25 protein-coding genes are annotated in these 20,183 nt (G+C 46.1%); 5 read left to right on the forward strand and 20 right to left on the reverse strand.

All coding sequences use genetic code 11. From position 1 onward, the window contains the following. Positions 1-56: 56 nt before the first annotated feature. From HDCHBGLK_RS05115 to HDCHBGLK_RS05170, 12 genes are all read right to left on the reverse strand, one after another. Entirely contained in the window at positions 57-947 is an 891-nt protein-coding gene (locus HDCHBGLK_RS05115) for an Rpn family recombination-promoting nuclease/putative transposase (RefSeq protein WP_004607633.1), read from the reverse strand. Positions 948-1,009: 62 nt separating this feature from the next. Further along, complete coding sequence (locus HDCHBGLK_RS05120; RefSeq protein ID WP_039909833.1) at positions 1,010-1,729, reverse strand: DUF6382 domain-containing protein; 720 nt, start codon at positions 1,727-1,729, stop codon at positions 1,010-1,012. 2 nt (positions 1,730-1,731) lie between these two features. Further along, a complete protein-coding gene (locus tag HDCHBGLK_RS05125) occupies positions 1,732-2,172 on the reverse strand; it encodes a TadE family protein (protein WP_004607631.1) in 441 nt (146 codons plus the stop codon). Continuing rightward, a complete protein-coding gene (locus HDCHBGLK_RS05130; protein WP_004607630.1) occupies positions 2,173-2,604 on the reverse strand; it encodes a prepilin peptidase in 432 nt (143 codons plus the stop codon). It lies immediately after the preceding gene. Beyond that, on the reverse strand, positions 2,592-3,398 hold the full coding sequence (locus tag HDCHBGLK_RS05135) for a TadE family protein (RefSeq protein ID WP_039909832.1): 807 nt from the start codon (positions 3,396-3,398) through the stop codon (positions 2,592-2,594). Before HDCHBGLK_RS05135 ends, HDCHBGLK_RS05130 begins: the two co-directional genes overlap by 13 nt. A gap of 84 nt (positions 3,399-3,482) precedes the next feature. Further along, positions 3,483-4,832 carry a DUF5702 domain-containing protein gene (locus HDCHBGLK_RS05140; protein WP_039909831.1) on the reverse strand — a complete coding sequence of 450 codons (1,350 nt, stop codon included), beginning with the start codon at positions 4,830-4,832 and terminating at the stop codon, positions 3,483-3,485. Positions 4,833-4,843: 11 nt separating this feature from the next. Beyond that, on the reverse strand, positions 4,844-5,020 hold the full coding sequence (locus tag HDCHBGLK_RS05145) for a Flp1 family type IVb pilin (protein WP_082210554.1): 177 nt from the start codon (positions 5,018-5,020) through the stop codon (positions 4,844-4,846). 80 nt (positions 5,021-5,100) lie between these two features. Then, the gene (locus HDCHBGLK_RS05150) at positions 5,101-6,249 is read right to left on the reverse strand and encodes a type II secretion system F family protein (protein WP_004607627.1); all 1,149 of its coding nucleotides are present in this window, start codon (positions 6,247-6,249) and stop codon (positions 5,101-5,103) included. Positions 6,250-6,308: 59 nt separating this feature from the next. Beyond that, complete coding sequence (locus HDCHBGLK_RS05155) at positions 6,309-7,064, reverse strand: type II secretion system F family protein (RefSeq protein WP_039909830.1); 756 nt, start codon at positions 7,062-7,064, stop codon at positions 6,309-6,311. Beyond that, positions 6,991-8,223, reverse strand: a complete 1,233-nt coding sequence (locus HDCHBGLK_RS05160) for a CpaF family protein (protein WP_004607625.1) — start codon at positions 8,221-8,223, stop codon at positions 6,991-6,993. Before HDCHBGLK_RS05160 ends, HDCHBGLK_RS05155 begins: the two co-directional genes overlap by 74 nt. Then, a complete protein-coding gene (locus tag HDCHBGLK_RS05165; protein WP_004607624.1) occupies positions 8,220-9,137 on the reverse strand; it encodes a P-loop NTPase family protein in 918 nt (305 codons plus the stop codon). Before HDCHBGLK_RS05165 ends, HDCHBGLK_RS05160 begins: the two co-directional genes overlap by 4 nt. A gap of 187 nt (positions 9,138-9,324) precedes the next feature. Further along, entirely contained in the window at positions 9,325-9,567 is a 243-nt protein-coding gene (locus HDCHBGLK_RS05170) for a pro-sigmaK processing inhibitor BofA family protein (RefSeq protein ID WP_004607623.1), read from the reverse strand. Between the two features lie 87 nt (positions 9,568-9,654). Here HDCHBGLK_RS05170 and HDCHBGLK_RS05175 point away from each other — a divergent pair, with 87 nt between their 5' ends. Continuing rightward, complete coding sequence (locus HDCHBGLK_RS05175) at positions 9,655-9,894, forward strand: YaaL family protein (protein WP_004607622.1); 240 nt, start codon at positions 9,655-9,657, stop codon at positions 9,892-9,894. Between the two features lie 83 nt (positions 9,895-9,977). Here HDCHBGLK_RS05175 and HDCHBGLK_RS05180 read toward each other — a convergent pair whose 3' ends face one another. From HDCHBGLK_RS05180 to HDCHBGLK_RS05205, 6 genes are all read right to left on the reverse strand, one after another. After that, entirely contained in the window at positions 9,978-10,466 is a 489-nt protein-coding gene (locus tag HDCHBGLK_RS05180; RefSeq protein ID WP_009248393.1) for a deoxycytidylate deaminase, read from the reverse strand. A gap of 30 nt (positions 10,467-10,496) precedes the next feature. Next, entirely contained in the window at positions 10,497-11,126 is a 630-nt protein-coding gene (gene upp / locus HDCHBGLK_RS05185) for a uracil phosphoribosyltransferase (RefSeq protein ID WP_004607620.1), read from the reverse strand. 40 nt (positions 11,127-11,166) lie between these two features. Beyond that, positions 11,167-12,225: an L-threonylcarbamoyladenylate synthase gene (locus tag HDCHBGLK_RS05190; protein WP_004607619.1), complete on the reverse strand. Its 1,059-nt coding sequence runs from the start codon at positions 12,223-12,225 to the stop codon at positions 11,167-11,169. Between the two features lie 11 nt (positions 12,226-12,236). Next, positions 12,237-12,917 carry an N-acetylmuramoyl-L-alanine amidase gene (locus tag HDCHBGLK_RS05195; protein ID WP_004607618.1) on the reverse strand — a complete coding sequence of 227 codons (681 nt, stop codon included), beginning with the start codon at positions 12,915-12,917 and terminating at the stop codon, positions 12,237-12,239. A gap of 71 nt (positions 12,918-12,988) precedes the next feature. Continuing rightward, a complete protein-coding gene (locus HDCHBGLK_RS05200; RefSeq protein WP_130574561.1) occupies positions 12,989-15,025 on the reverse strand; it encodes a glycosyl hydrolase family 18 protein in 2,037 nt (678 codons plus the stop codon). 54 nt (positions 15,026-15,079) lie between these two features. Further along, the gene (locus HDCHBGLK_RS05205) at positions 15,080-15,352 is read right to left on the reverse strand and encodes a hypothetical protein (RefSeq protein WP_004607615.1); all 273 of its coding nucleotides are present in this window, start codon (positions 15,350-15,352) and stop codon (positions 15,080-15,082) included. Positions 15,353-15,785: 433 nt separating this feature from the next. On the opposite strand from HDCHBGLK_RS05205, the gene HDCHBGLK_RS05210 reads away from it, so the two are divergent. Next, positions 15,786-16,523 (forward strand): adaptor protein MecA, encoded by a 738-nt coding sequence (locus tag HDCHBGLK_RS05210; protein ID WP_173695194.1) that lies wholly within the window; start codon positions 15,786-15,788, stop codon positions 16,521-16,523. A gap of 93 nt (positions 16,524-16,616) precedes the next feature. Here HDCHBGLK_RS05210 and HDCHBGLK_RS05215 read toward each other — a convergent pair whose 3' ends face one another. Next, a complete protein-coding gene (locus tag HDCHBGLK_RS05215) occupies positions 16,617-16,817 on the reverse strand; it encodes a DUF1858 domain-containing protein (RefSeq protein WP_009248398.1) in 201 nt (66 codons plus the stop codon). Between the two features lie 421 nt (positions 16,818-17,238). Further along, entirely contained in the window at positions 17,239-18,141 is a 903-nt protein-coding gene (locus tag HDCHBGLK_RS05220; RefSeq protein ID WP_004607610.1) for a C40 family peptidase, read from the reverse strand. 271 nt (positions 18,142-18,412) lie between these two features. Between HDCHBGLK_RS05220 and HDCHBGLK_RS05225 the strand changes: the two genes are divergently transcribed. The 3 genes from HDCHBGLK_RS05225 (at position 18,413) to rbr (ending at position 20,120) form a co-directional block, all read left to right on the forward strand. Further along, complete coding sequence (locus HDCHBGLK_RS05225) at positions 18,413-18,808, forward strand: Fur family transcriptional regulator (protein ID WP_009248399.1); 396 nt, start codon at positions 18,413-18,415, stop codon at positions 18,806-18,808. A 111-nt stretch (positions 18,809-18,919) separates the two neighbouring features. After that, a complete protein-coding gene (locus HDCHBGLK_RS05230) occupies positions 18,920-19,462 on the forward strand; it encodes an NADH peroxidase (RefSeq protein ID WP_004607608.1) in 543 nt (180 codons plus the stop codon). A gap of 121 nt (positions 19,463-19,583) precedes the next feature. Further along, positions 19,584-20,120 (forward strand): rubrerythrin, encoded by a 537-nt coding sequence (rbr, locus tag HDCHBGLK_RS05235; protein WP_009248400.1) that lies wholly within the window; start codon positions 19,584-19,586, stop codon positions 20,118-20,120. Positions 20,121-20,183 lie beyond the last annotated feature (63 nt).

The raw sequence follows: 20,183 nt of genomic DNA on the forward strand, positions 1-20,183 counted from the left end.
CAGTATAGCATAAGATTGAAAAATAGTAACCTCCAAATCTATTCTTTGTTGATTATTCACAGATTTTCTTTCTCTATCTCATCAATAAGCCCCTGGATCATGCCCAGTTCCTCTTCCAGTATATCCGCAATCTCCTCTGCCGAACAGCCCTTTTTTAATTTTTTCCTAATTAAATTTTTAATGGCTTCCTGTTTCCCCTCCTGTTTTCCTATTTCTCTTCCTTCCTGCCTGCCTTCTTCCAGTCCCTCCTGCCTTGCCTCTTCTTTGTCGTAGTATCTTTCTTCCCATGCCTGCATATACTTCACCCCTACTTCTTCACTGGCTTTTACCTTACGCAAACGGTTATGGATACGCTTAATCCGTTCGCTGTCCATATCTGCAGCCATTTCATCCGTAGTGTCTTCCACATAACGCAGGAATCCCACTAGTTCTTTGGATACCTCGCCATCATTCTTTCCCCGGGTATTCAGAAATATGCGAACCGCTCCATCTTCAAGACAGCAATCGGGCTCTTCCAGGCATCCAGCACGAAACGTGTACACATATCTGCCATACCCAAACAGATCGAATGGCGTGATTATAATAATATACGAATTATTTAACTGGTTATAATCCGGAATCCCCGGTTCCAGAAGGCCTGCGTCTATCATAGACTGGTAATATCTGCTGCGCTTTGCCAAGTCCGTCCTTTTCTTCTGCTGCATTTCTGTGTTGTAAACTGATTTTTCTTCATCCATGGCGTATACATCCATCCGAACTGCACGCAGATGCGGCGATACCCTCAACTCTTTCTCCGTCTCATTTTGTTCCAGCAAAGGAATATCCCTTCCAAAGATAATACTGAGAATATCCTGATGTGTCTGCGGATCTTCCAGCACTTCATCAAACAGAAAGCGGTTCGTAAGGTTTAACTCTTTTAATGGTATCAAATCTTTTGTTTTCCCCATATGTTTCTCCTTTATTTTACCACAATCTCGTTCCTCTTAACAATCCATTTTTCAGATTGTATTTATAGTTCTTCTTCCTCGATATGCAGCCCATCCCAGTCGCCCCACTTAGGCTTTTTGTGCTTATTGAGAAATCGTTTCACAGGCGTCCACAGGTTTTCTGTTTCTTTCATAATGGAACTTCCCATCTCCTGTTCCGTAATCCAGTCATGTTCCTTTGTATCATATTCCATTTCTTCTATCTCCTCTACTGTGTCTACTTTTTCGTCCTTTTCGGGACGTTTCAGGCATTCTGCCATAATCTTTTCCAGACTATAGTTTTCTTCCATTGTGGCTTTATGAAGCAGAAAGACCAGGCGGACGCACTCCTGGTCTTCATAATCCCCCTGTCTGACAAAATACTCTGTCAATGTATGGAACTCTTCCCACAGGTCCTGGGCTGCCAGAGGATAATAGCAGAAAAAGAATCTGCTCTCCTCATAAAAGATGTATTCCGGCTTCAGCAAGATACAATGTATATTCAGCAAATACGCCTCCACTTCTTTAATAACTGCCTTGAACTGCGTCAGAAACAGTTTAAGGTCCTCTCCGCTGATCTTGCTTCGCTCATACATTGCTTTCATGGAAACTTTCCCACTGACATCATAATCATAATAACTGCTGCCGTTCATTCCTCTTGCGCCTACCTTAAGAATCCCATCCAGCGAATTTGCCTTCAGCATCCGTATTTGATAGTCTTCTTGATATAAGTCATGTTCTTCAATTGTAATCTTACGTTCCATCTTCACTTCTCCTTCAACCTTTGCATATCCCTAATATGCTTCTCGGGTTCTGTGACTGCCGCCTTTGTTACCACGGATATCTTCATCTGCCCGTAAGAAGCAATGGCATTCACTTCAATCTCGTCCTTTCTGACCTTCACATTCGCCTGAGCATTGCTGGCCAGAATACACTTTCCTTTTACCCTCTGGACGAAAAGGCTTTCCAGCTGTCCTGCCTTTACCCCGTCTTTTTCCCGCGCTTTTGTGCTGCCTGCCACAGCCGTCTCATATGCCGCGCCGGTTAAGATGAGTTTGTCATGGTAATAAAAAGCCGCCAGGATGCATCCCATAAGCAGAAAAAGGATCATTGGCATAAGAAATGACATTTCTACCGTCAGGCTGCCTTTTAAGCAGCCCCTGCTTTTTACCCGTTTTTTCATTTTCTTATATGACTCTTCCCCCATTTATCTCCCCCTTGCCAGCACGCTAAGCAAATATCCTGCCGCCAGAAAGGGAATGAATGGAATCGTATGTTTTCTAGACATTTTCTTTGCCGTCAGACAGACCAGAGCGGCCACGGCGAGGAAGCAAAATGTCCCCACCAGCACATCCAGCACTCCCCACAGCCCCAGATATATTCCCAAGGCCAAAATCGCCCAACTATCTCCGTAACCAAAACCTTCCCGCGTAACCTTGCTGACCAGGAGAAACAGAATTCCTACACCAGCGCCTCCTGCTGCCATCCACAGATCCGGCTGCCTTGTTATCCCCTGATAGGCCAATGCTGCAATACTCGCCATGACCAGGATATCCGCCGGTATCCTTCGGAAATGGATGTCAATCACAGAAAGGCTTAGCAATATGCCCATGCAAATCATCTGGCTTATTTCCCACATCTTGAGCAAGCCCCCTTTCCTGCCACCTCTGACAGCGGCACTGCATAGATGGTTCGCTTTAGGCCGCTGCAGGATAGCGAACTATGGTAACGGTCGCCGGTATCTGTGATGTACACCCCGCCTCCGGCTCCTTTCATACAATGCTGGCAAGGATGATACTTTCCACCGCCTTCATTTCTTAAGGATTCTATCTCCGACTGGAGCACCATATGTATGGATAGTTCCAGGTGCGTGCAGTGGTAATCACGATGATACACCAGCCCAGTCTCCGTTACATAGACCGTATCATCGTCATCACGTCCAAATCCCTGCTTCTCATAGCCTGTCCAAGCCTTGATACGCAGTTTTTCTTCATGCTTTGCCGGAGAGATTCCAAATATAGGAAGTGGGACGCGTATCTCGTACGATGCCACCAATTCTCCGATTCCCGTACGGGGCGACATTCTGGACTTGTCACAGTGAATCCCTCCGCTACCTCCCGATATGATACTCCTTTCCAACCGATCCTGGCCGATCGAATTCACAACATCGCTCTCTATGCGGTAAGGCATTATGACCGCCGTGCTGCTGGCTTCATCTGCCGCTCTCTTTCCGCCTGCCTGGAGCCCACACCGGACGGAGGCCTGGATTGCCATCGTCTCCATCAGATACAGAAGGCTCACAATTGCAAGGAAAAACAGCGGGACTGCCATCGCTGCCTCCACAGTTACGCTGCCTTTCTTAGAGACAGATGCAGATGCCCTCCCGGTCCAGACAGAATAGATAGGTTCTAAGGGGAGTATTTTACTATTCATGGTACGAATCCTTCTCCTTTCTTTTATGTTTAACTTTTTGTTGGATGAGTGCCTAAGAATCCGGAAGGACATCTGCATCCGCCTCTACTGATATCCAAAATAAATTGGAAATTCATAATGGATTCCTCTTCTTAACCTGCAGACTGATCGAAACTCCACCCTGCTGATACACAAATCCGCACGAAAATATGCCTGTCCATATACTTTTCTCAGATTCTGCTCAATGATTCCAAGCGCCCGTAATCCAGATGTTTGTTTGGGCGCCAGAAAAAGCAGCATCCTCAGATAATCTTTATATTCAAGACCTTCCGGCGCATCGGCTCCTTCTTTTGTGTCCTCTTGCGTACCCAGAGTAAGCAGAGAAGATAACTGGAGCTGCCAGGTTTCCCTGGACTTTACCAGCGGCACGCGGTTTCCCTTTAACAAAGACCGCAGATCCATAACCGTCTCTCCATATGCCCATGCCAGAAGAATCGCCTGGGCAGCCGCGCTCGTGATGGCAGGGACGGCAAGAAGCATGCACAGCGTTGCGGCCATCGCCTCTGCTTCTGCCTTCATCTCTCCATCCGTTTGAATATACGCATAATTAGGAACGAACCTAAGCATCATTAACTTCCTTGCCACCTTCTCCAGATTCTCTTTGTCACTGCCTGCGCCCGCCAGGATGTACTCCAATTCATAATCTAAGGCTCCTCCCCTTCCTTCATCTGTAAAGGATAAGAAATTCTCCAGCATATATTCTCCGAAAAGGAGAGATGACACAGTTCCTCCCGCCTTAGCCACATCGGAAAAATCTCCATATCCCTCCTGTCTGGCTCTAGCGGAGAGCATTTCCTTTTCATCGGCCTGCTTCTCTGATAATGCCCTGTCTTTGGGCAGTACCAGTTCCAGCAGTGGCTGGGCCTTCAATCGACCTACGTGGTCAATGGGGTTATCTTCTTTGGGCAGTTCGCTGTCATTCGAAGCGAGCAGATCTTCCAAGCCTTTTTGGGTTTTGGCTTCCTCCCTTGCATACTCCGCTCCTTTATCCTGCTGCTGCCCCCAGACGGAAGTCATCCCCAGCATATCCTTTACCGAATCTATTCCATACTTGTGCTCCATATATGCGGTAATCTGATCAAAGAAAGATTGACAGCCCTGGTCCGTGAGGAACTGTATCCGCTTTATCTCCTGTTCCATATTTCCCGCACCATAATACCCTAAACGCTCCATCAAGTTTGACTGCTCATATTGCCCTGTCTCATAACTACCGTCCAGTGCAAATATATGGTACTCGTCCAGCAATTCTTTCTGATATTCTGCAAACATGCACTCGACTGCCCGGTTCATATCTGCCCGTCTGTAATTCTTCGCCATCTGTATCGAGGCGCTTTCCATCAGTCCCCCTACCAATGTTATAAAGAGGATGAAGACCAGGCTTAAATATGCTGTCACTTCTCCGCGGACTAGATGCCTGAACTTTCGCTGGTTATCTTCTGGAAGATTATCTGCACCAGGCTGGTAAGCTGGGACTTGAATATAATGACCAGCCCAATCAGCACGACCAGTATCAATATAACTTCTACGACTCCGATTCCTCTCTTTTCTCTTAATACTTGCGATATATACCATATTCTCCACATACACGTTCTCCTCCTAAGTTTATCTCTGCTTCTGGCTTCACATCTGCTCCTTCGTCAGCCCGTTCCTTTACTGACATACACTAAATCTGAATAGATAGGAACGCAGGCACTATGACTATGATCAGCACGATTGCCAGCATCAGGAACATGGGAAGCAGCAATTTCGTGCCTGCTTCTTCTCCCAGCCTTTTTGCCCTGGCTTTGCGTTCTTCGAAAGCCTGGATGGATTCCAGCCGTAATAGATGAGTGAGGCCTTTCGTTCCCTTGCGAAGATTCTGTGACAGCAGCGCCCCTAATCTGATATAAGACTGCACGTTGCATCTCCTTCCAAAATTCTCATAACTTTCTGTCTCCATAACCCCGCTTTCCATCTCGTAACACGCCTTTTTCATCTCTTCATATGCATGTCGGGCATTTCCATCTGTCTTATGTCGTTCATAATCCTCCACTACTTTTCTCCACGCTCTTTTTACAGTCATGCCTGCCCCCAGGAACAAAGCCAACTTATTGACAATTTCCGGATAGTCAAGCATCATCTGCCGCTTCTTTTCTTCTCCTTCCTTCCGGATATTCTGCTGCTTTAAGGCATACAGCAGGATGGCTATCAATATTGCCATCACGATCAAGACCAGTCCCCGGTAGTCCATCTTCTTATAATAGGAGGCTGCCTTTCCTTGTATCTTCTCCGGAAGCAGCCATACCCTTTTGGTCTTGCTATCTGCCTCCCGCTTCATAATTTCCTGCATGACCCGCTGCCCCTTTTGTTCTTTCCCGGTCAAGGCCTTCGGAAATATATTTGCCATGCACTCATATAGTGCCTGTTCCTTCGGATCTTCGCTATAGGTAAGGACAGCGCTTAGCTTTACAAGCGTCCCCTCTTGATCCAGCACGTTCTCCTGCAGTTCTCCCCTGATATTCATCACATCATAACGATCCAGCTCCCACTCAACTCCTACTGGCTCGCCCGGCACCTGCGTCACAAGATCCATGTCATATTCTATCCTGTCCAGGCTCTCATTTTTCCCGAGAATCAGCCTGTCCAGTCTACGCATTACCCTCTGAAATAATCCCCGGACCTCTTCTTTGCTATATTGCTGCTCAGATACTTTAATCTCCACAGGTATCTTTTCTGCCGCGCCTTCCAGCAATACCTCCAGCATCTCCGTGCTCGCGCCTTGCCCATGGCTGTTCCTTACAATTTTCCCCACTGTCCTGGTAGACGCAGACATGTAATCCACAATCAGTAGGAGGATTCCCGCCAGCAGGATGGCTCCTACCGCCAGAATCTTTATACCTCGATCCTTATGATCCTTGCTCCAAGATAATATGCGCCCAAATACATTGTCAGGCAAGCCGACATCACCCCGATTCCCATTATGTTCCCATACAGGCTGTCCATAAATTCCGGGAAACTTAATGACATATAGCCGATAATCGCATACGGGATTGCCGCCATTACCCGAAACTCATACTTCTTCGCCGCCAGCACGGTATCTATCTCTCTTTTCACATCAATCTTGTCTCCTATCTGGTTCGCTGTATTGCGGATAATAGAAATCATATCTCCTCCGCTTTTTCTTGCAGCTGCAAATACTGCCACGAAGTTCTCCACATCCTCCTGCCCGGACCTTCCGGCAAACTCCTCCAGGATCTGCTCCATAGGTACATGAAGCCTTAGTTGTCTTGCCATCACCAGGAATTCTCGTGATATCCTTGCATCCTCAGGGTACAGAAGCCTTAATTCCTTCTGCGCCTCAAGAAGGGCATTCTCTACGGAATATCCTGTATTCAGGGCTGATGCCATGGCTTGGATCGCTTCCTTGAACTGCAGTAGGAATTCCTGATCTTTTTTGCGAGCCACCTCTTCTGCCATCATCTTAAAATGCCAGGCCCATACGGGAAGCAGTGGCAGCAACATCCAGAATGAACGGTAGTACAGCCAGGCGGTCACTAAGGTAACTGCGCCTGACTTAATTGTGATCATCGCAAGTTCCTTCTTGGTCATATCCTGCCATCTTGAGTTTCTGATCGTTCGTAATCTCATGTATCTTCCTCCAATTCCCCGTGATTTTCCCTGCCTTCTCTCCTTCTTCTTCATACTTATACAATGACTGAAGGCATATCTTTCCGTTCTCATATCCCAGAACCTCCGACACTTCAAGCAATTTTCGACTCTTATCCCGCAGTCTCCCCAGATGGACGATGATATCAATGCCCGAGGCAATCTGCCTTTGAATTGCCGGCAAAGGCAGATTCATCCCCATCAATACCATCGTCTCCAGCCTGGCAAGCATATCTGCCGTACTGTTGGCATGTCCGGTACTAAGACTGCCATCGTGTCCGGTATTTAGGGCCTGCAGCATATCGATCGCCTCCGCTCCCCGGACCTCGCCCACAATGATCCTGTCCGGGCGCATCCTCAGGGCCGACTTGATCAGGTCGCGGATCGTTACGGCGCCAGTCCCCTCCACATTGGGATTCCTTGCCTCAAGACTGACCAGATTGGGGATATCCTGCAATTTTAATTCTGCGTTGTCTTCAATGGTTATAATTCTTTCATCCTTTGGAATATACTGCGATAATGCATTTAAGAAAGTGGTTTTTCCGGAACCAGTCCCTCCACTTATGAATATGTTATATCCGGCTGCCACCAGAGCGGCCAGAAAATCAGATATTTCTTTACTGATGGAATTCCATGCAATCAGCTGATCCATGGTAATGGCATCTTTTCCAAATTTTCTTATCGTAACAATTGGCCCGTTCACTGCCACTGGCTCTAGCACAACATTGACCCGGGAGCCATCGGCCAGCCTGGCGTCCACGATAGGAGATGCTTCATTTACCAGACGGTTAGAACTCGCTACGATCTGCTGAATGACATCTTCCAGTTTTTCCTTCGACAGGAACCGCTTGTCCGACTTATGGATTCTGCCATCCCGTTCAAAGAAGATACTTCTTGTACCGTTAATCATGATCTCTGTAATTCCTTCATCTTCCAGAAACTCTTGAAGCAGGTCCAGCTTGCGGAATGCATTGAATAATTCCTTGCCCAGTTCCGTCTTGCGCGAAAGAGAAAGATACTCTTCTGAAGACGCTTCCTGAAGAACCCGGTAGATCAGTTCCGTCAGTTCCTCATCTTCTATCTCCCTGGTCATATCCAGTTCTTCCAGAATCCTGGCATGCAGCTGTTCTGCCTGTATCATCGCTCCAGCTCCTTTTTCACCAGTTTCTTCTTCACATCCTCATAGCCAAGCAGCCTTAGTTCCTCTTCAAACTGGAACAGTTTGGCCCTGGCAGCCGGATCCCTCGCCACGGGCACCATCACTTCCGTACATTGCCTGAGAACTCCATATACATCCTGTATTCCTTCGTCTATATCCAGTATCAGGACATCATAGATGGCGCACTGCTCAATCTGCATAAGAAGGCTCGTCCATTCCTCGGGCGTGACTGCCTTTATGTCTTCGGATACCCGGAACGGGAGCAGATAGTCCAGCGATTCCATATGCTTTGCCAGCGTGGTAAGTATCATTCCGAAGTTCCGGCTTTCCTGGCGGGAATAGTAGATCAGATCTGCCAGCGTCTGCCCTTCCTCTGGAAAATGACCGCCGATCCCTCCATACAGTTCCATATTGATATACAGGACATTATAAGATACGGCCAGTTCCTTTCCCATTTCCAGCCCATAACCAGTCTTTCCCGTGCGGTGTACCGGCGAGAAAATCCCGATGATCCGCATCTGCCTTTTCTTTGCCGCTTGGAGAAATAATCCTTCTTCTTCTCCTTTTAGGCCACACTGGCAGATGACCTCCGCAAGAATGGCCTCCCCCGATTGATATCGGTATACCGGGATTTCTAGAGGCCCAGTACTCGCACTTGCCGTCTCTGTCAGGACGAACACGCTCCCCGCCTGGATCTCCTTTCTCATCTCCTGCGAATAACCGCTACTGATAAGAAGGATATCAATCGCCTTCTCCTGCTGGATTTTCCGTGCTTGTTCCGGGTCGCTGCACACCTGCACTTGCAGCGCGAGTTCCTTTTTCTTTGTCAGATACGCCGCGAACGCAGAGGCATACTTCTCTTCCTGGTCGCAAATAACCAGACTCTTGCTGCTCACGTAAAATCCCTCCTCTGTTGCTGTCTTATCATGTCTGTGTGATCTTCCGCCGATACGGCATAGAATCTATCAATAGAATTAGATAATCAGATACAAGTCACCAGATGTAACTTGTAGAACGATTATAAACCACATATTTCCTGTTTGTCCATCCCTTTTTTAAAAAAGGTAGAACTTTGTGCAACCCTTACAAAATCTGGTAGAAAGTAATGCCGTAAAGTAGCGCGACCCCTGGTATTCCAAAGACCCCGGACGTCAAAAATGTCATCGGATTCATGCCAACCTGCGCAGAAATCCCCTTAGAAGCCAAAAACTCATTTACAAAAAAAATAATTGCAATGCCTATGATTGCCCGTACTAAAAAATTAACTAAAATATGAGGTTTCTGCTCCGGCATATTCACCCTCCCAAATTCATTTCCTAATTCCATATATATCCTCGTATCTGGTATTTTATTCTTCAAATCTGCCTATACTAGAAAAAAGAAAACCAAGCGATACAGCAATGGAGGTGGATTATGAGATTATTTGAGCGAGGAAGTGCTGCCGAAGAAGATATATACAGGCGCTTATCCTTCGATCCCCAGTGCAATACTTTGATTGAAGAGATCGCCCAGGCAAGGCAGGAAATCGAAGATGCATACAACAACTTTCAGAATGCCTCAGACCCGGACTTGATCGACTGCTATATCTACAAAGGCAATGCTGCCTGGAAACGCTACCGTTTCCTTCTGCGGCAGGCCAAGATGATTTCATAAGCATAGTTTTATAAGCAAGAATAAAGAAAGGGAAGATCCCACCTGACCGGCCGGGATCTTCCCTTTCCTTATTCTTGCCAGGCTTACAGCCTGATGGTAATCTCTCTTTGCGTACGGTGGTACTGATGGTAATTCACGCCTGCCGCATCAAACATCCGCATGGATGCCTTCACAGAGGACGTATCTTCATATTTATTGCAATCATAGATCACTTCCTTAATCCCGCTTTGAATGATCGCCTTGGCGCATTCATTGCATGGAAAGAGAGACACATACAGTTTCGCTCCTTCCAGGCTTCCGCCCCGGTAGTTAAGGATCGCATTCAATTCGCTGTGCACCGTATATACATATTTGGTCTCCAACGGGTCGTCCCCTTCCCTCACCCATGGGAATTCATCATCAGAGCATCCCATCGGCAGTCCATTATATCCCATGGACAGAATCTTGTTATCCTGGCTTACGATACAGCAGCCAACCTGCGTATTCGGGTCTTTGGAACGCATGCCGGATAACATGGCTACACCCATAAAGTACTCGTCCCAACTGATATAGTCTTTCCTCTTGCTGCCCATATGCATTACCTCCTTACCGCAGATATGCCATTACTTGGTTCCAAAGATACGGTCTCCCGCATCCCCCAGCCCCGGCACGATGTATTTCTGCTCATTCAGATGATCATCCAGAGCCCCAATATACAGATCCACATCCGGGTGTGCCTTTGTCATCCGCTCCACGCCTTCCGGCGCCGCAATGATGCACATGAACCGGATATTCTTCACGCCCTTGTCCTTCAGCATCTGGATCGCCGCAACGCTGGATCCGCCGGTAGCCAGCATGGGATCCACCACGAAGACTTCTCTTTCATCACAGTCAGCCGGAAGCTTGCAGTAATACTCCACCGGCTCAAAAGTCTCAGGATCACGGTACAGGCCAATATGCCCTACCTTTGCGGCAGGTATCATATTCAGTATGCCGTCCACCATGCCGATCCCCGCTCTCAGGATTGGCACTACCGCCATCTTTTTTCCACTTAATTCCTGGCCCACCGTCTCGCAGATTGGAGTCTTAATCTTTACATCCTGAAGCTTCAGATTCCTTGTAGCCTCATAGCACATCAGTGCCGCAATCTCTCCCACAACTGCCCGGAAATCCCTGGATCCTACGTTCTCCTGACGGATATAGCTGATCTTATGCTTAATCAGCGGATGATCCATGATCTGTACGTTAGACATCTTTTCTTCCTCCTCATTTGTCCTTATTATTTATTAGTGTTTATATATGAATCACGTGATGTCCGGCTGCCTTCAGCAGGCGGTTCATAATCGCGCTCCCAATCCCTCCTGTGGCAAATGCCTCGCTGTAGATATAATCAACGCCGTCATTGTCAAATTCCCGCAGGATGCCATAGAGGCTTCCCGCTATAGTCGCTTCATCCTCCCTGGTGCCTATGCTCTTTACATCTCCTGCCGGATAGCATCCTACCGTCTCCTCGGTTCCAATGATCCCCACCTTCAGACCTTCTTCCAGTTTCTCTGCCGCCAGGCTGTTGATCTTGGCAATTACCTCTTTGATTTCACCCTCTACAATAGTCAATTCCGCTTTCGGCGCATAATGCCTGTATTTCATGCCCGGAGCCTTGGGGGTCTTTTTACTGTCCGGCGTTATCAATGTCTTGTCCACCGACACTTCTCCGATCAGTTCTGTCAGCATCTCCCGGGTAATGGCGCCGGGACGGAGGATCATTGGCGGCACAACCGTCATATCCAGTATGGTAGACTCCACGCCTATGTCCACGGAGCCTCCATCAATAATCATATCAATCTTCCCTGTCATATCTTCTTCCACATGCAGGGCTGTCGTAGGGCTTGGCCTTCCCGATGTATTCGCGCTGGGGGCAGCTATATAGCCGCCTCCTGCATCGATCACTTCCCGGGCTATCTCGTGGCTTGGCATGCGGACTGCCACCGTATCAAGACCGCCGGTAGTTCCATATGGGACAATGCCGCTCTTATCAAAGATCATGGTAAGCGGCCCCGGCCAATACTTGTCGGCAATAACCTTAGCCGCCTCCGGTATGAAAGAGGTAATCTTTGCAAGGTCATCCATGTTGGTTATATGGATGATTAAAGGATTGTCGGATGGCCTTCCCTTGGCAGCATATATTTTTTGCGCTGCGTGCTCATTCAGCGCGTCTGCCCCCAGTCCATATACGGTTTCTGTCGGAAATGCCACCAGGCCTCCTTCTCTTAGTATGCGTCCGGCTTCTCTTATAATATATGTATTTATTTTGTTTTTATCTATTTTCTCTATTATTGTTCTCATAGATTTCATTATACTACACTCTACTTCGACAGACAAGTTCGGATTCCCTGAGTAATTGCTTCCGCCAGCTGCTGCTGATACTCCTTCGTGACTAATTTTTCCGCCTCTTCATTGTTGCTCAAGAATCCGCATTCTACAATTACTGTCGGAACCTCCGTTCTCTTAAGCATATAGTATGTATCATTGGCCTTTGCCTGCCTGGTATTATCGCTATCCACGGCCAGCAGCGCTTTCTGCATGATTACCGCCGCCTTTTCTCCATCGCTGGAATGGGAATAGTAGAATACCTGGGCTCCATGGATCCCCTCCTCATGATAACTGTTCTGATGAATGCTGACTACCATTGCCGGCTTCGTCTTGTTGATCACATCGACCCGCGCCTTCATATCCTGGATCTTCTGATTCTGGTCACTTTCCTTAGCCAGCGTGGCATCCTCCTTACGGGTCATGACTACGGTCACGCCCTCTTTTTCCAGAAGCTTCTTGACCTTCTTGGCAATCTTTAAGTTTATGTCTTTCTCCAATGCATCATTCACTCCGATTTTGCCCGGATCGCTCCCGCCGTGTCCCGCATCTATGACTACGGTAGCGCTTCCTTTCTTTACATCCCCGCTGGATACATATTTCTCCAAATTCTTGCTGACGGCCAGCAGCCCTGCCAGCGCCAGCACCAGGACTGCGAACTCTACTTTTTTACGCAAAAAAATACCTCCTGACAGTCTATATATTGATTAAATATATGACTGCCGGAAGTATTTTATATTTTATTTCACTAATTTACGTATTTTAATATCAGATTCCAGATGTCTGGATTCTCTTGTCCCAAAGCCCATGCTGCCGTACCTGCAAGTTTATTCTCTTTCATCAGCTGCAGTTTAGGCTCGATAGATTTCTCATTCTCCAGCCATATCTCGTATGTCACATTATCTACGGTCCATGTGGCATAGTTCTGCTGCGCCTTATCATCCCAGGTAATCTCTGCCCCGGCCTGGGCCACCTGATCGCTTGCGCTGGTCATTCCCAAGGCCTGGCTGTCCACATTCATGGTATATTCCGCGGCATCCGTTCCTGCCTGGCTTGCCAGTTCTTCCTCCGTCTTCGGAGTCTCCGACCATAGCCTGGTGAAGAACGGGATTCCACTGATCACCTTTTCAGCCGGAACTTCCTTGAGCGTCTCTTCGATGCCTTCTTTTACAAAATTATAAGAAGAAACCGGGCCTGCCTCCGGCGAGCCTGCAAAATGCTCATCATAGCCCATGATAATTACGTAATCTGCAACGATTCCCTGCTCCTTACGGTCATATTGCATATTATAGCCCTTAGGAACATAATTGTCGACAGACAGCACGATTCCATTCTGCCGGCATCTTACAGACAATTCGCGGATGAACTGTATATAATGCTCTCCGCATTCTTCTGAAATCTTTTCAAAATCAACGTTGATTCCATCGATTCCCACGCGCAATGCTTCGGAAATCAGTTGGTTGATCAAATTCTCCCTCTTAGAGGTATAACTTAGCAATGCATAGGATTCATCATAGGAGTTGATGCCCCCGTCAAAATCCCTGATAGTCGCCCACACTTCTATGTTGGCCTGATGTGCATAATTTACATAATCCGCGGAAGCTATGGAGTCCATATTCCCATCCGTATCTTTTACATGGAACCAGGTTGGCGCAATTGTCGTCAGACCCTTACTCTCTGCAATCTTCTGCAGCACGCTTCCATTTGCGTCACTGTTGGTCACGTTGTGCCATGCCATGTTGATCGTATAATCCTTGGAAATACTGGTAAATTCCTGCTCTTCGAAATCTCTGGATATCGTCTTGGTCTCTTCATTCTTCAGGTCTTTGTTCCTGACGTATCCGATAAATCCGTCCTTCGTGCGGACCTTCTTCCAGTTCTCCTCGCTCTCTACGATCGTAACTTCGTCCTTTTTCGATACTTCGGTAAGGATCGGACTCTTGACTCCGCCCTGATAGCGAACCTGAGTGTCTCTTTTTATTGTTGCCACTGTAGTCTTTCCCCAGTCGCTGACGATCATGACTCTGCTCGGATTATCGTAAACCTCATACTCCATATTGGTATACTGGCTGATAAAATCAAGTGCGATATATGCCGTGCTTCCTTCGGTCTTTAGGATGACGTAGTCTTCGCTTTTCTTATCCTTCGACACCATATAGTCCTTGCTGCCTACTTCTACAGAAACCATGTCTTTTGGAAGCGTGTACAAGAGGATATTCTCATCTGGATCCCAATAGAATCTGCTGTTGATGTATTTTCTTACGACATCATACTGGATATATGCCTTGCCATCCACAATCATGCCATGGGGTTCTACGACCTGATTATTAACGGTAATAGCCAACTGTCCTTCCTGTTCAATCCCATAATACTTTTTCAAATCATACTTTTCTTTTGAAGGACTGTATCGTTTCCATAAAAATGCTGCCACAACAGCTAATATCGCTAATATAATCACAAGGAATATCTTGATTCCCAAGTTTCTCTTTCTTCTCCTCTTGGATTGGGGCCCTCTCGCCGGCGTCCGCTTGCTTCCCGGTCTCCCGGACTGCGATCTTCTCGCCTGCTGCCTTCTGGCCTCCTGCTGCCTTCCTGCCTCCTGCTGTCTTCTGGCTTCCTGCTGCCTTAGCGCATCCTGCTGCCTTCTGGCATTCTGCTGCTTTGTCGTATCCTGTCTGCCTGTCGCGGTTCGGCTTCTTGCTGTGCCAATTCTTGGCGTCCCCGGCCGGCTTGTGCTTCTTGTTCGGTCCGGAACTGTGCGGCTTCTTCTTTCTCTTTCTTCCATGCTGCACCTCCTACTAGACCTTATTATAGCAAAAGCATTGACACACGTCATTATTTATTTCGACATTTTATTGATTTTTCGGGGTATTTGCGTTTCTTCGTTTTTCTGGTTTTCTTCAGTTCTTACGCCTTGGAAGTCCAATTCGATAATATCGCCCTCATCATCCAGTATATAGTCCCTCATATAAGTCACACCCTCCCGCATCTCGTGAGCCAGGACTATCTGCATGGGGCTTGCGGGTATTCCCTCCATCTTCAGGTCTATCTTTTTCTTCTCATAGCCTGTCAATTCCTGGAACATCCTTCTTAAATCTTCTTCCTTCCCCATGTACTAGCCTCCTTTTCAATGCCATATGATAACTACGGCTGCGATTGCATATAATAATATAAAAGGAGATACTCGTGATACATTTCCGCCATATATGCCGCAGCTGGTAAATATAGAAGATAGTTTTGGCATTATAGTACTTTTCCATAAGTTCCTCTAAAAAATAATGTGATAATTATGCCTGAAACGGCAATCTCTGATTTGTCTATGATAGATTCGCGGATCGTCTTACATTGAGAAATTAAGATAAAAATAAAATTAAGAAATTCTCCCTCCTTTGTTCTAAGAACGTAGCTATCAGGGAAAACTATCTTCTAGTATCGTCATTATATCCGATAGATTCAGCGAAATCAAGCACTTTTTTATTTTATACTTATTTTATTGAACATCCCATATTTTCTATGCTATACTAAATTAGAAGGAAGTGATGAATATGAAGATTGAGAAACTCAACGACAATCAGATACGCTGCACTTTGACACGTGCCGATCTGGCTGCACGCCAGCTTCAGTTGAGCGAACTGGCCTACGGAACCGAAAAAGCGAAGTCACTTTTCCACGATATGATGCAACAGGCAGCCTTTGAATTTGGATTCGAAGCAGAAGATATTCCTCTTATGATAGAAGCAATACCTGCTTCCGCTGATTCAATCGTGCTGATAATTACTAAAGTCGAGGATCCAGAGGAACTCGATACCCGTTTTTCAAAATTCGCTCCGTCACCGGATGGCGACTGGGATACTAAGAAAAAGGACGCCCCCGCTAAACTGGAAGGCGCTGAGACATTACTGGATCTGTTAGGCAAGGTCAAAGAAAAACTTGGCACGGCCGAGGCGGCGGAAACTGCCAATGAAGAGCAGTCATCCAAAGCACCTAAGGCTACCTTGCGGCTGTTCTCATTTGCAACAATGGATCATGTGTTAAAGGCCGCGCGCCTGCTTAGCACGATGTACTCTGGTTCCAATACCTTGTACAAAGATCAAGGCGAAGACGTGTATATCCTTGCGCTGACACAGTCAGACCTCACCACTAATGATTTCAACCGGATATGCAACATGCTTTCAGAATATGGATCTTTGGAAAAGGCTTCCGGCGCTACACTGGCATTTCTGGAAGAGCACTGCGAGGTTCTCGTATCTGCCAACGCAGTTCAAAAGCTTGCGGCAGTTTAACCTGCGGATTACAATAACCGCGCTTATATGTCAAATAACAAGAAAAGATGCACGGGCTTGTCCCGATGCATCTTTTTGTTATTTGCTGTCATATTATGCATTCAAAAATGCATTGATCTTTTCGACCAATAATTCAGCATCTATACCATGAACCATTGCAGCCTCTGCCAAAGACTCTCCCTGTGAAGCCGGGCATCCTAGGCAATGCATCCCAATTTCCTGAAGGATTGGTGCAATCCCCGGGTTCATGCTGAGTGCCTCGCCAATAGTCGTATCTCTTGAAACCTGTGCCATCATAACTCCTCCTTTTCTCTTCAATGTTTCCATTATAGCTGGTTTTTATCATTGTGTAAACATTTTCTGCAAATTTATTCTTAATATTTGACTTCTTAAAAGTCAATAACTATTTTGGTTTTTTTCGACAAAATCTAATTTTTATTATAACTTCACAAAACATCCGTTCTTTTATTTGCCTTGAATAATCCCCCGTTTTTGATGCTTTTTATGTGGATAATGTGGATAAAATTTCTAAAACATCATTTTTTCCACCTTTTTTGGCTATTTCAATGTGGAAAACTTGGATAAGTCGTTTTTCCAGTATTTTACAATTTTTTACAATTTTGTACAATTTGTACATTCACCTGACAAAGTTTTTAATCATGGAAAAGTCCCGGGATTTTTCCTGGGACTTTTCTTCTCATAATTCGTGTATATTCTAAATTAGTCTTCTTACTGTAATAATGCTTGTATAAGTGGCAGGCAAGATTCCAATACCTCTGGAACTGTTGATCGCATTTACAATCTGGCCGTCTCCCATGTATATTCCCACATGGCCATCATACAGGATGATGTCTCCGGCAATTGCCTGATCATAACTTACAGGCGTCCCTACATTCTCCATATCCCACGTTGTACGTGGAAGACTGATTCCAAAATGGGCGAACACGGACTGTACGAATCCGGAGCAGTCTGCCCCATTTGTAAGGCTTGTACCTCCCCAAACATAGGGGTTTCCAATAAACTGACAGGCGTAGTCCACAATGGCTTGTCCCGTACCGGCCTTTGCACTCGCTTCTTCTTCGGCCTTTGCGGCTGCCTCGCTTGCTTCCTTCTCAAGCCTTGCTGCTTCTTCTTCTTTGGATTCAGCATAAGTAAATGCTTCATCAGGACTTTCGGTTCCTGAATTCTGTACCATCTCCTGTGCCTTTTGCTCTGCGTTCTTTCCTATTAATATATAGTCGGAATACACATAGCCTGTTACCGAGCCTGACTGGACCTGCGTCCATTCGCCTACCGGCCCGATAATCTTAGCGGCATAATCAGGATACAGCTTGCCTACCCACTCACTGTCCGTCGTCGGCTCGCTTCTTATATATAGAAACGATTGGACATTGGCGAACGCCATATCTAAATACTCACCCTTCTGCGTTGGTACCAGATAATCTTCTACTTCAATCTGTTTATCGGATAAGTAGCAGTCACTTAGTACCTCCTCGATTCCCACCTGCGGCATTATATTGTCAGTTACTGTATCTGAAGCCTTTACCGTGGCAGGAAATGCTGTCATAGCTCCTGTAAAAGTAACTAGGAACAATCCTTTCCTAAGAATAGAATCCATAAACTCCCTCCTTTATGTTTTCTTATCTTTAGTAAATGTTACAGAATTGTTACATATGTTACGTTGATATTATATCATGTGTGTCATCAATGTCAACCCTATTTATCAATAATATTCTCGCCATATTATACGTTTTTATGCGAAAATAATACTCTTTTTTCACATCTAATTATTACAAATTGTTACATCTTGGAATTAATCGTTGACAGTTGCTCTATTCTGCTCTATAATAATGACAGTAATTATTATCATTATTGAAAGGAGGGCGCAGATGGCAAACTTAAAATACAGCAGGCAACGAGCTTCTATTAAAGAATATCTGGCCAATACCACCTCGCATCCAACTGCTGATACCGTATATCTCCATGTCAGGGAAGAGTTCCCGCGAATTAGTCTCGGTACAGTATACCGCAATTTAAACTTATTGGCAGATATGGGGGAGGCCATTAAGATCTCCACTCCTAACGGCGGCGACAGATTTGACGGCAGAACTGAGCCTCACTATCACGTTGTGTGCACATCCTGCGGCAATGTATTTGACCTGGAGCTGGATGAACAGCACATCCAGGGCATCAACGCACTTGCCAATGAGCATTTCCAGGGAACCATAGATTCCCACACGACTCTGTTTTATGGAACTTGTAAAAAGTGTCTGGAAAAAAAGTAAATAAAATCATAAAATAAGGATTGACAATTAGAATCAACTGTGATAAATTAATATCAGTAACAATTACTAATATTAAAAATTAAATTTAAATAAGAAAAGGAGAGTTTTATTATGAAAAAATTTGTATGTACAGTATGTGGTTATGTTCACGAGGGAGACGCAGCACCAGCTGAATGTCCGGTATGCCATGTAGGCGCTGATAAGTTCAAGGAGCAGACAGGCGAAAGGGAATGGGCTGCAGAGCATGTTGTAGGCGTTGCTCAGGGCGCAAGCGAAGATATTATGGCTGATTTAAGAGCTAACTTCGAAGGAGAGTGCTCAGAAGTAGGAATGTATCTTGCAATGGCAAGAGTTGCTCACAGAGAAGGATATCCGGAGATCGGCTTATACTGGGAGAAAGCTGCTTACGAAGAGGCAGAGCATGCATCTAAGTTTGCGGAACTGCTCGGCGAATGTGTAACAGACAGCACCAAGAAGAATCTCGAGATGAGAATCGATGCTGAGAATGGCGCAACAGCTGGCAAGTTTGATCTGGCTAAGCGCGCAAAGGCCGCTAACCTGGACGCTATCCACGATACAGTGCATGAGATGGCAAGAGACGAGGCTCGTCATGGCAAAGCATTCGAAGGACTGTTAAAGAGATATTTTGGCTAAGATTTAAAAAATCATTTCCAAAATCATACAAATAGAGATATAATGATATCAGATATATTTTAACAGCAGGGTGCGGCACTTAAAGGCTGCACCCTTAAATTTCACAAAGGAGGATTTTAATATGTCAAAATACGCAGGAACCAAGACCGAGAAGAACCTGATGGAAGCATTTGCAGGCGAATCACAGGCAAGAAACAAGTATACTTATTACGCATCCGCAGCAAAAAAAGCTGGATATGTACAGATGGCTAATATTTTTGAAGAGACCGCAGGTCAGGAAAAAGAACACGCTAAGATGTGGTTCAAGGAATTCCACGGAATCGGCGATGTAGAAGCTAACCTGGAAGATGCCGCTGCCGGCGAGAATTTTGAGTGGACGGATATGTACAAGCGCATGGCAGAAGAGGCAAGAGAAGAGGGATTTGAAGAACTTGCCAAGAAGTTTGAAGGCGTTGCAGAGGTAGAGGCCGCTCACGAGAGACGCTACCGCAAGCTGCTGGAAAGCTATAAGGCAGGCGCAACCTTTAAGGGAGAGGCTCCTCTTGGCTGGAAGTGCGGAAACTGCGGATATATCTTTATTGGCGAGGAAGCCCCGGAAGAATGTCCGGTATGCGCTCATCCTAGAGCATATTTTGAAAGAAAAGTTGAAAATTATTAAAACTGGATAACGAACAAAAGCCCGTTAAATGCAGCTATAAGCGAATGCATTTAACGGGCTTTT

This window comes from [Clostridium] scindens ATCC 35704, assembly GCF_004295125.1.
Taxonomy (GTDB): Bacteria; Bacillota; Clostridia; order Lachnospirales; family Lachnospiraceae; genus Clostridium_AP; species Clostridium_AP scindens.

What these genes read in the sequence shown, in the direction of transcription:
- HDCHBGLK_RS05115 (WP_004607633.1), bottom strand. Translation starts at nt 947, where the DNA reads ATGGGGAAAACAAAAGATTTGATACCATTAAAAGAGTTAAACCTTACG.
- HDCHBGLK_RS05120 (WP_039909833.1), bottom strand. Translation starts at nt 1,729, where the DNA reads ATGGAACGTAAGATTACAATTGAAGAACATGACTTATATCAAGAAGAC.
- HDCHBGLK_RS05125 (WP_004607631.1), bottom strand. Translation starts at nt 2,172, where the DNA reads ATGGGGGAAGAGTCATATAAGAAAATGAAAAAACGGGTAAAAAGCAGG.
- HDCHBGLK_RS05130 (WP_004607630.1), bottom strand. Translation starts at nt 2,604, where the DNA reads ATGTGGGAAATAAGCCAGATGATTTGCATGGGCATATTGCTAAGCCTT.
- HDCHBGLK_RS05135 (WP_039909832.1), bottom strand. Translation starts at nt 3,398, where the DNA reads ATGAATAGTAAAATACTCCCCTTAGAACCTATCTATTCTGTCTGGACC.
- HDCHBGLK_RS05145 (WP_082210554.1), bottom strand. Translation starts at nt 5,020, where the DNA reads ATGTGGAGAATATGGTATATATCGCAAGTATTAAGAGAAAAGAGAGGA.
- HDCHBGLK_RS05150 (WP_004607627.1), bottom strand. Translation starts at nt 6,249, where the DNA reads ATGTCTGCGTCTACCAGGACAGTGGGGAAAATTGTAAGGAACAGCCAT.
- HDCHBGLK_RS05155 (WP_039909830.1), bottom strand. Translation starts at nt 7,064, where the DNA reads ATGAGATTACGAACGATCAGAAACTCAAGATGGCAGGATATGACCAAG.
- HDCHBGLK_RS05160 (WP_004607625.1), bottom strand. Translation starts at nt 8,223, where the DNA reads ATGATACAGGCAGAACAGCTGCATGCCAGGATTCTGGAAGAACTGGAT.
- HDCHBGLK_RS05170 (WP_004607623.1), bottom strand. Translation starts at nt 9,567, where the DNA reads ATGGAATTAGGAAATGAATTTGGGAGGGTGAATATGCCGGAGCAGAAA.
- HDCHBGLK_RS05175 (WP_004607622.1), top strand. Translation starts at nt 9,655, where the DNA reads ATGAGATTATTTGAGCGAGGAAGTGCTGCCGAAGAAGATATATACAGG.
- HDCHBGLK_RS05180 (WP_009248393.1), bottom strand. Translation starts at nt 10,466, where the DNA reads ATGGGCAGCAAGAGGAAAGACTATATCAGTTGGGACGAGTACTTTATG.
- upp (WP_004607620.1), bottom strand. Translation starts at nt 11,126, where the DNA reads ATGTCTAACGTACAGATCATGGATCATCCGCTGATTAAGCATAAGATC.
- HDCHBGLK_RS05190 (WP_004607619.1), bottom strand. Translation starts at nt 12,225, where the DNA reads ATGAAATCTATGAGAACAATAATAGAGAAAATAGATAAAAACAAAATA.
- HDCHBGLK_RS05200 (WP_130574561.1), bottom strand. Translation starts at nt 15,025, where the DNA reads ATGGAAGAAAGAGAAAGAAGAAGCCGCACAGTTCCGGACCGAACAAGA.
- HDCHBGLK_RS05205 (WP_004607615.1), bottom strand. Translation starts at nt 15,352, where the DNA reads ATGGGGAAGGAAGAAGATTTAAGAAGGATGTTCCAGGAATTGACAGGC.
- HDCHBGLK_RS05210 (WP_173695194.1), top strand. Translation starts at nt 15,786, where the DNA reads ATGAAGATTGAGAAACTCAACGACAATCAGATACGCTGCACTTTGACA.
- HDCHBGLK_RS05215 (WP_009248398.1), bottom strand. Translation starts at nt 16,817, where the DNA reads ATGGCACAGGTTTCAAGAGATACGACTATTGGCGAGGCACTCAGCATG.
- HDCHBGLK_RS05220 (WP_004607610.1), bottom strand. Translation starts at nt 18,141, where the DNA reads ATGGATTCTATTCTTAGGAAAGGATTGTTCCTAGTTACTTTTACAGGA.
- HDCHBGLK_RS05225 (WP_009248399.1), top strand. Translation starts at nt 18,413, where the DNA reads ATGGCAAACTTAAAATACAGCAGGCAACGAGCTTCTATTAAAGAATAT.
- HDCHBGLK_RS05230 (WP_004607608.1), top strand. Translation starts at nt 18,920, where the DNA reads ATGAAAAAATTTGTATGTACAGTATGTGGTTATGTTCACGAGGGAGAC.
- rbr (WP_009248400.1), top strand. Translation starts at nt 19,584, where the DNA reads ATGTCAAAATACGCAGGAACCAAGACCGAGAAGAACCTGATGGAAGCA.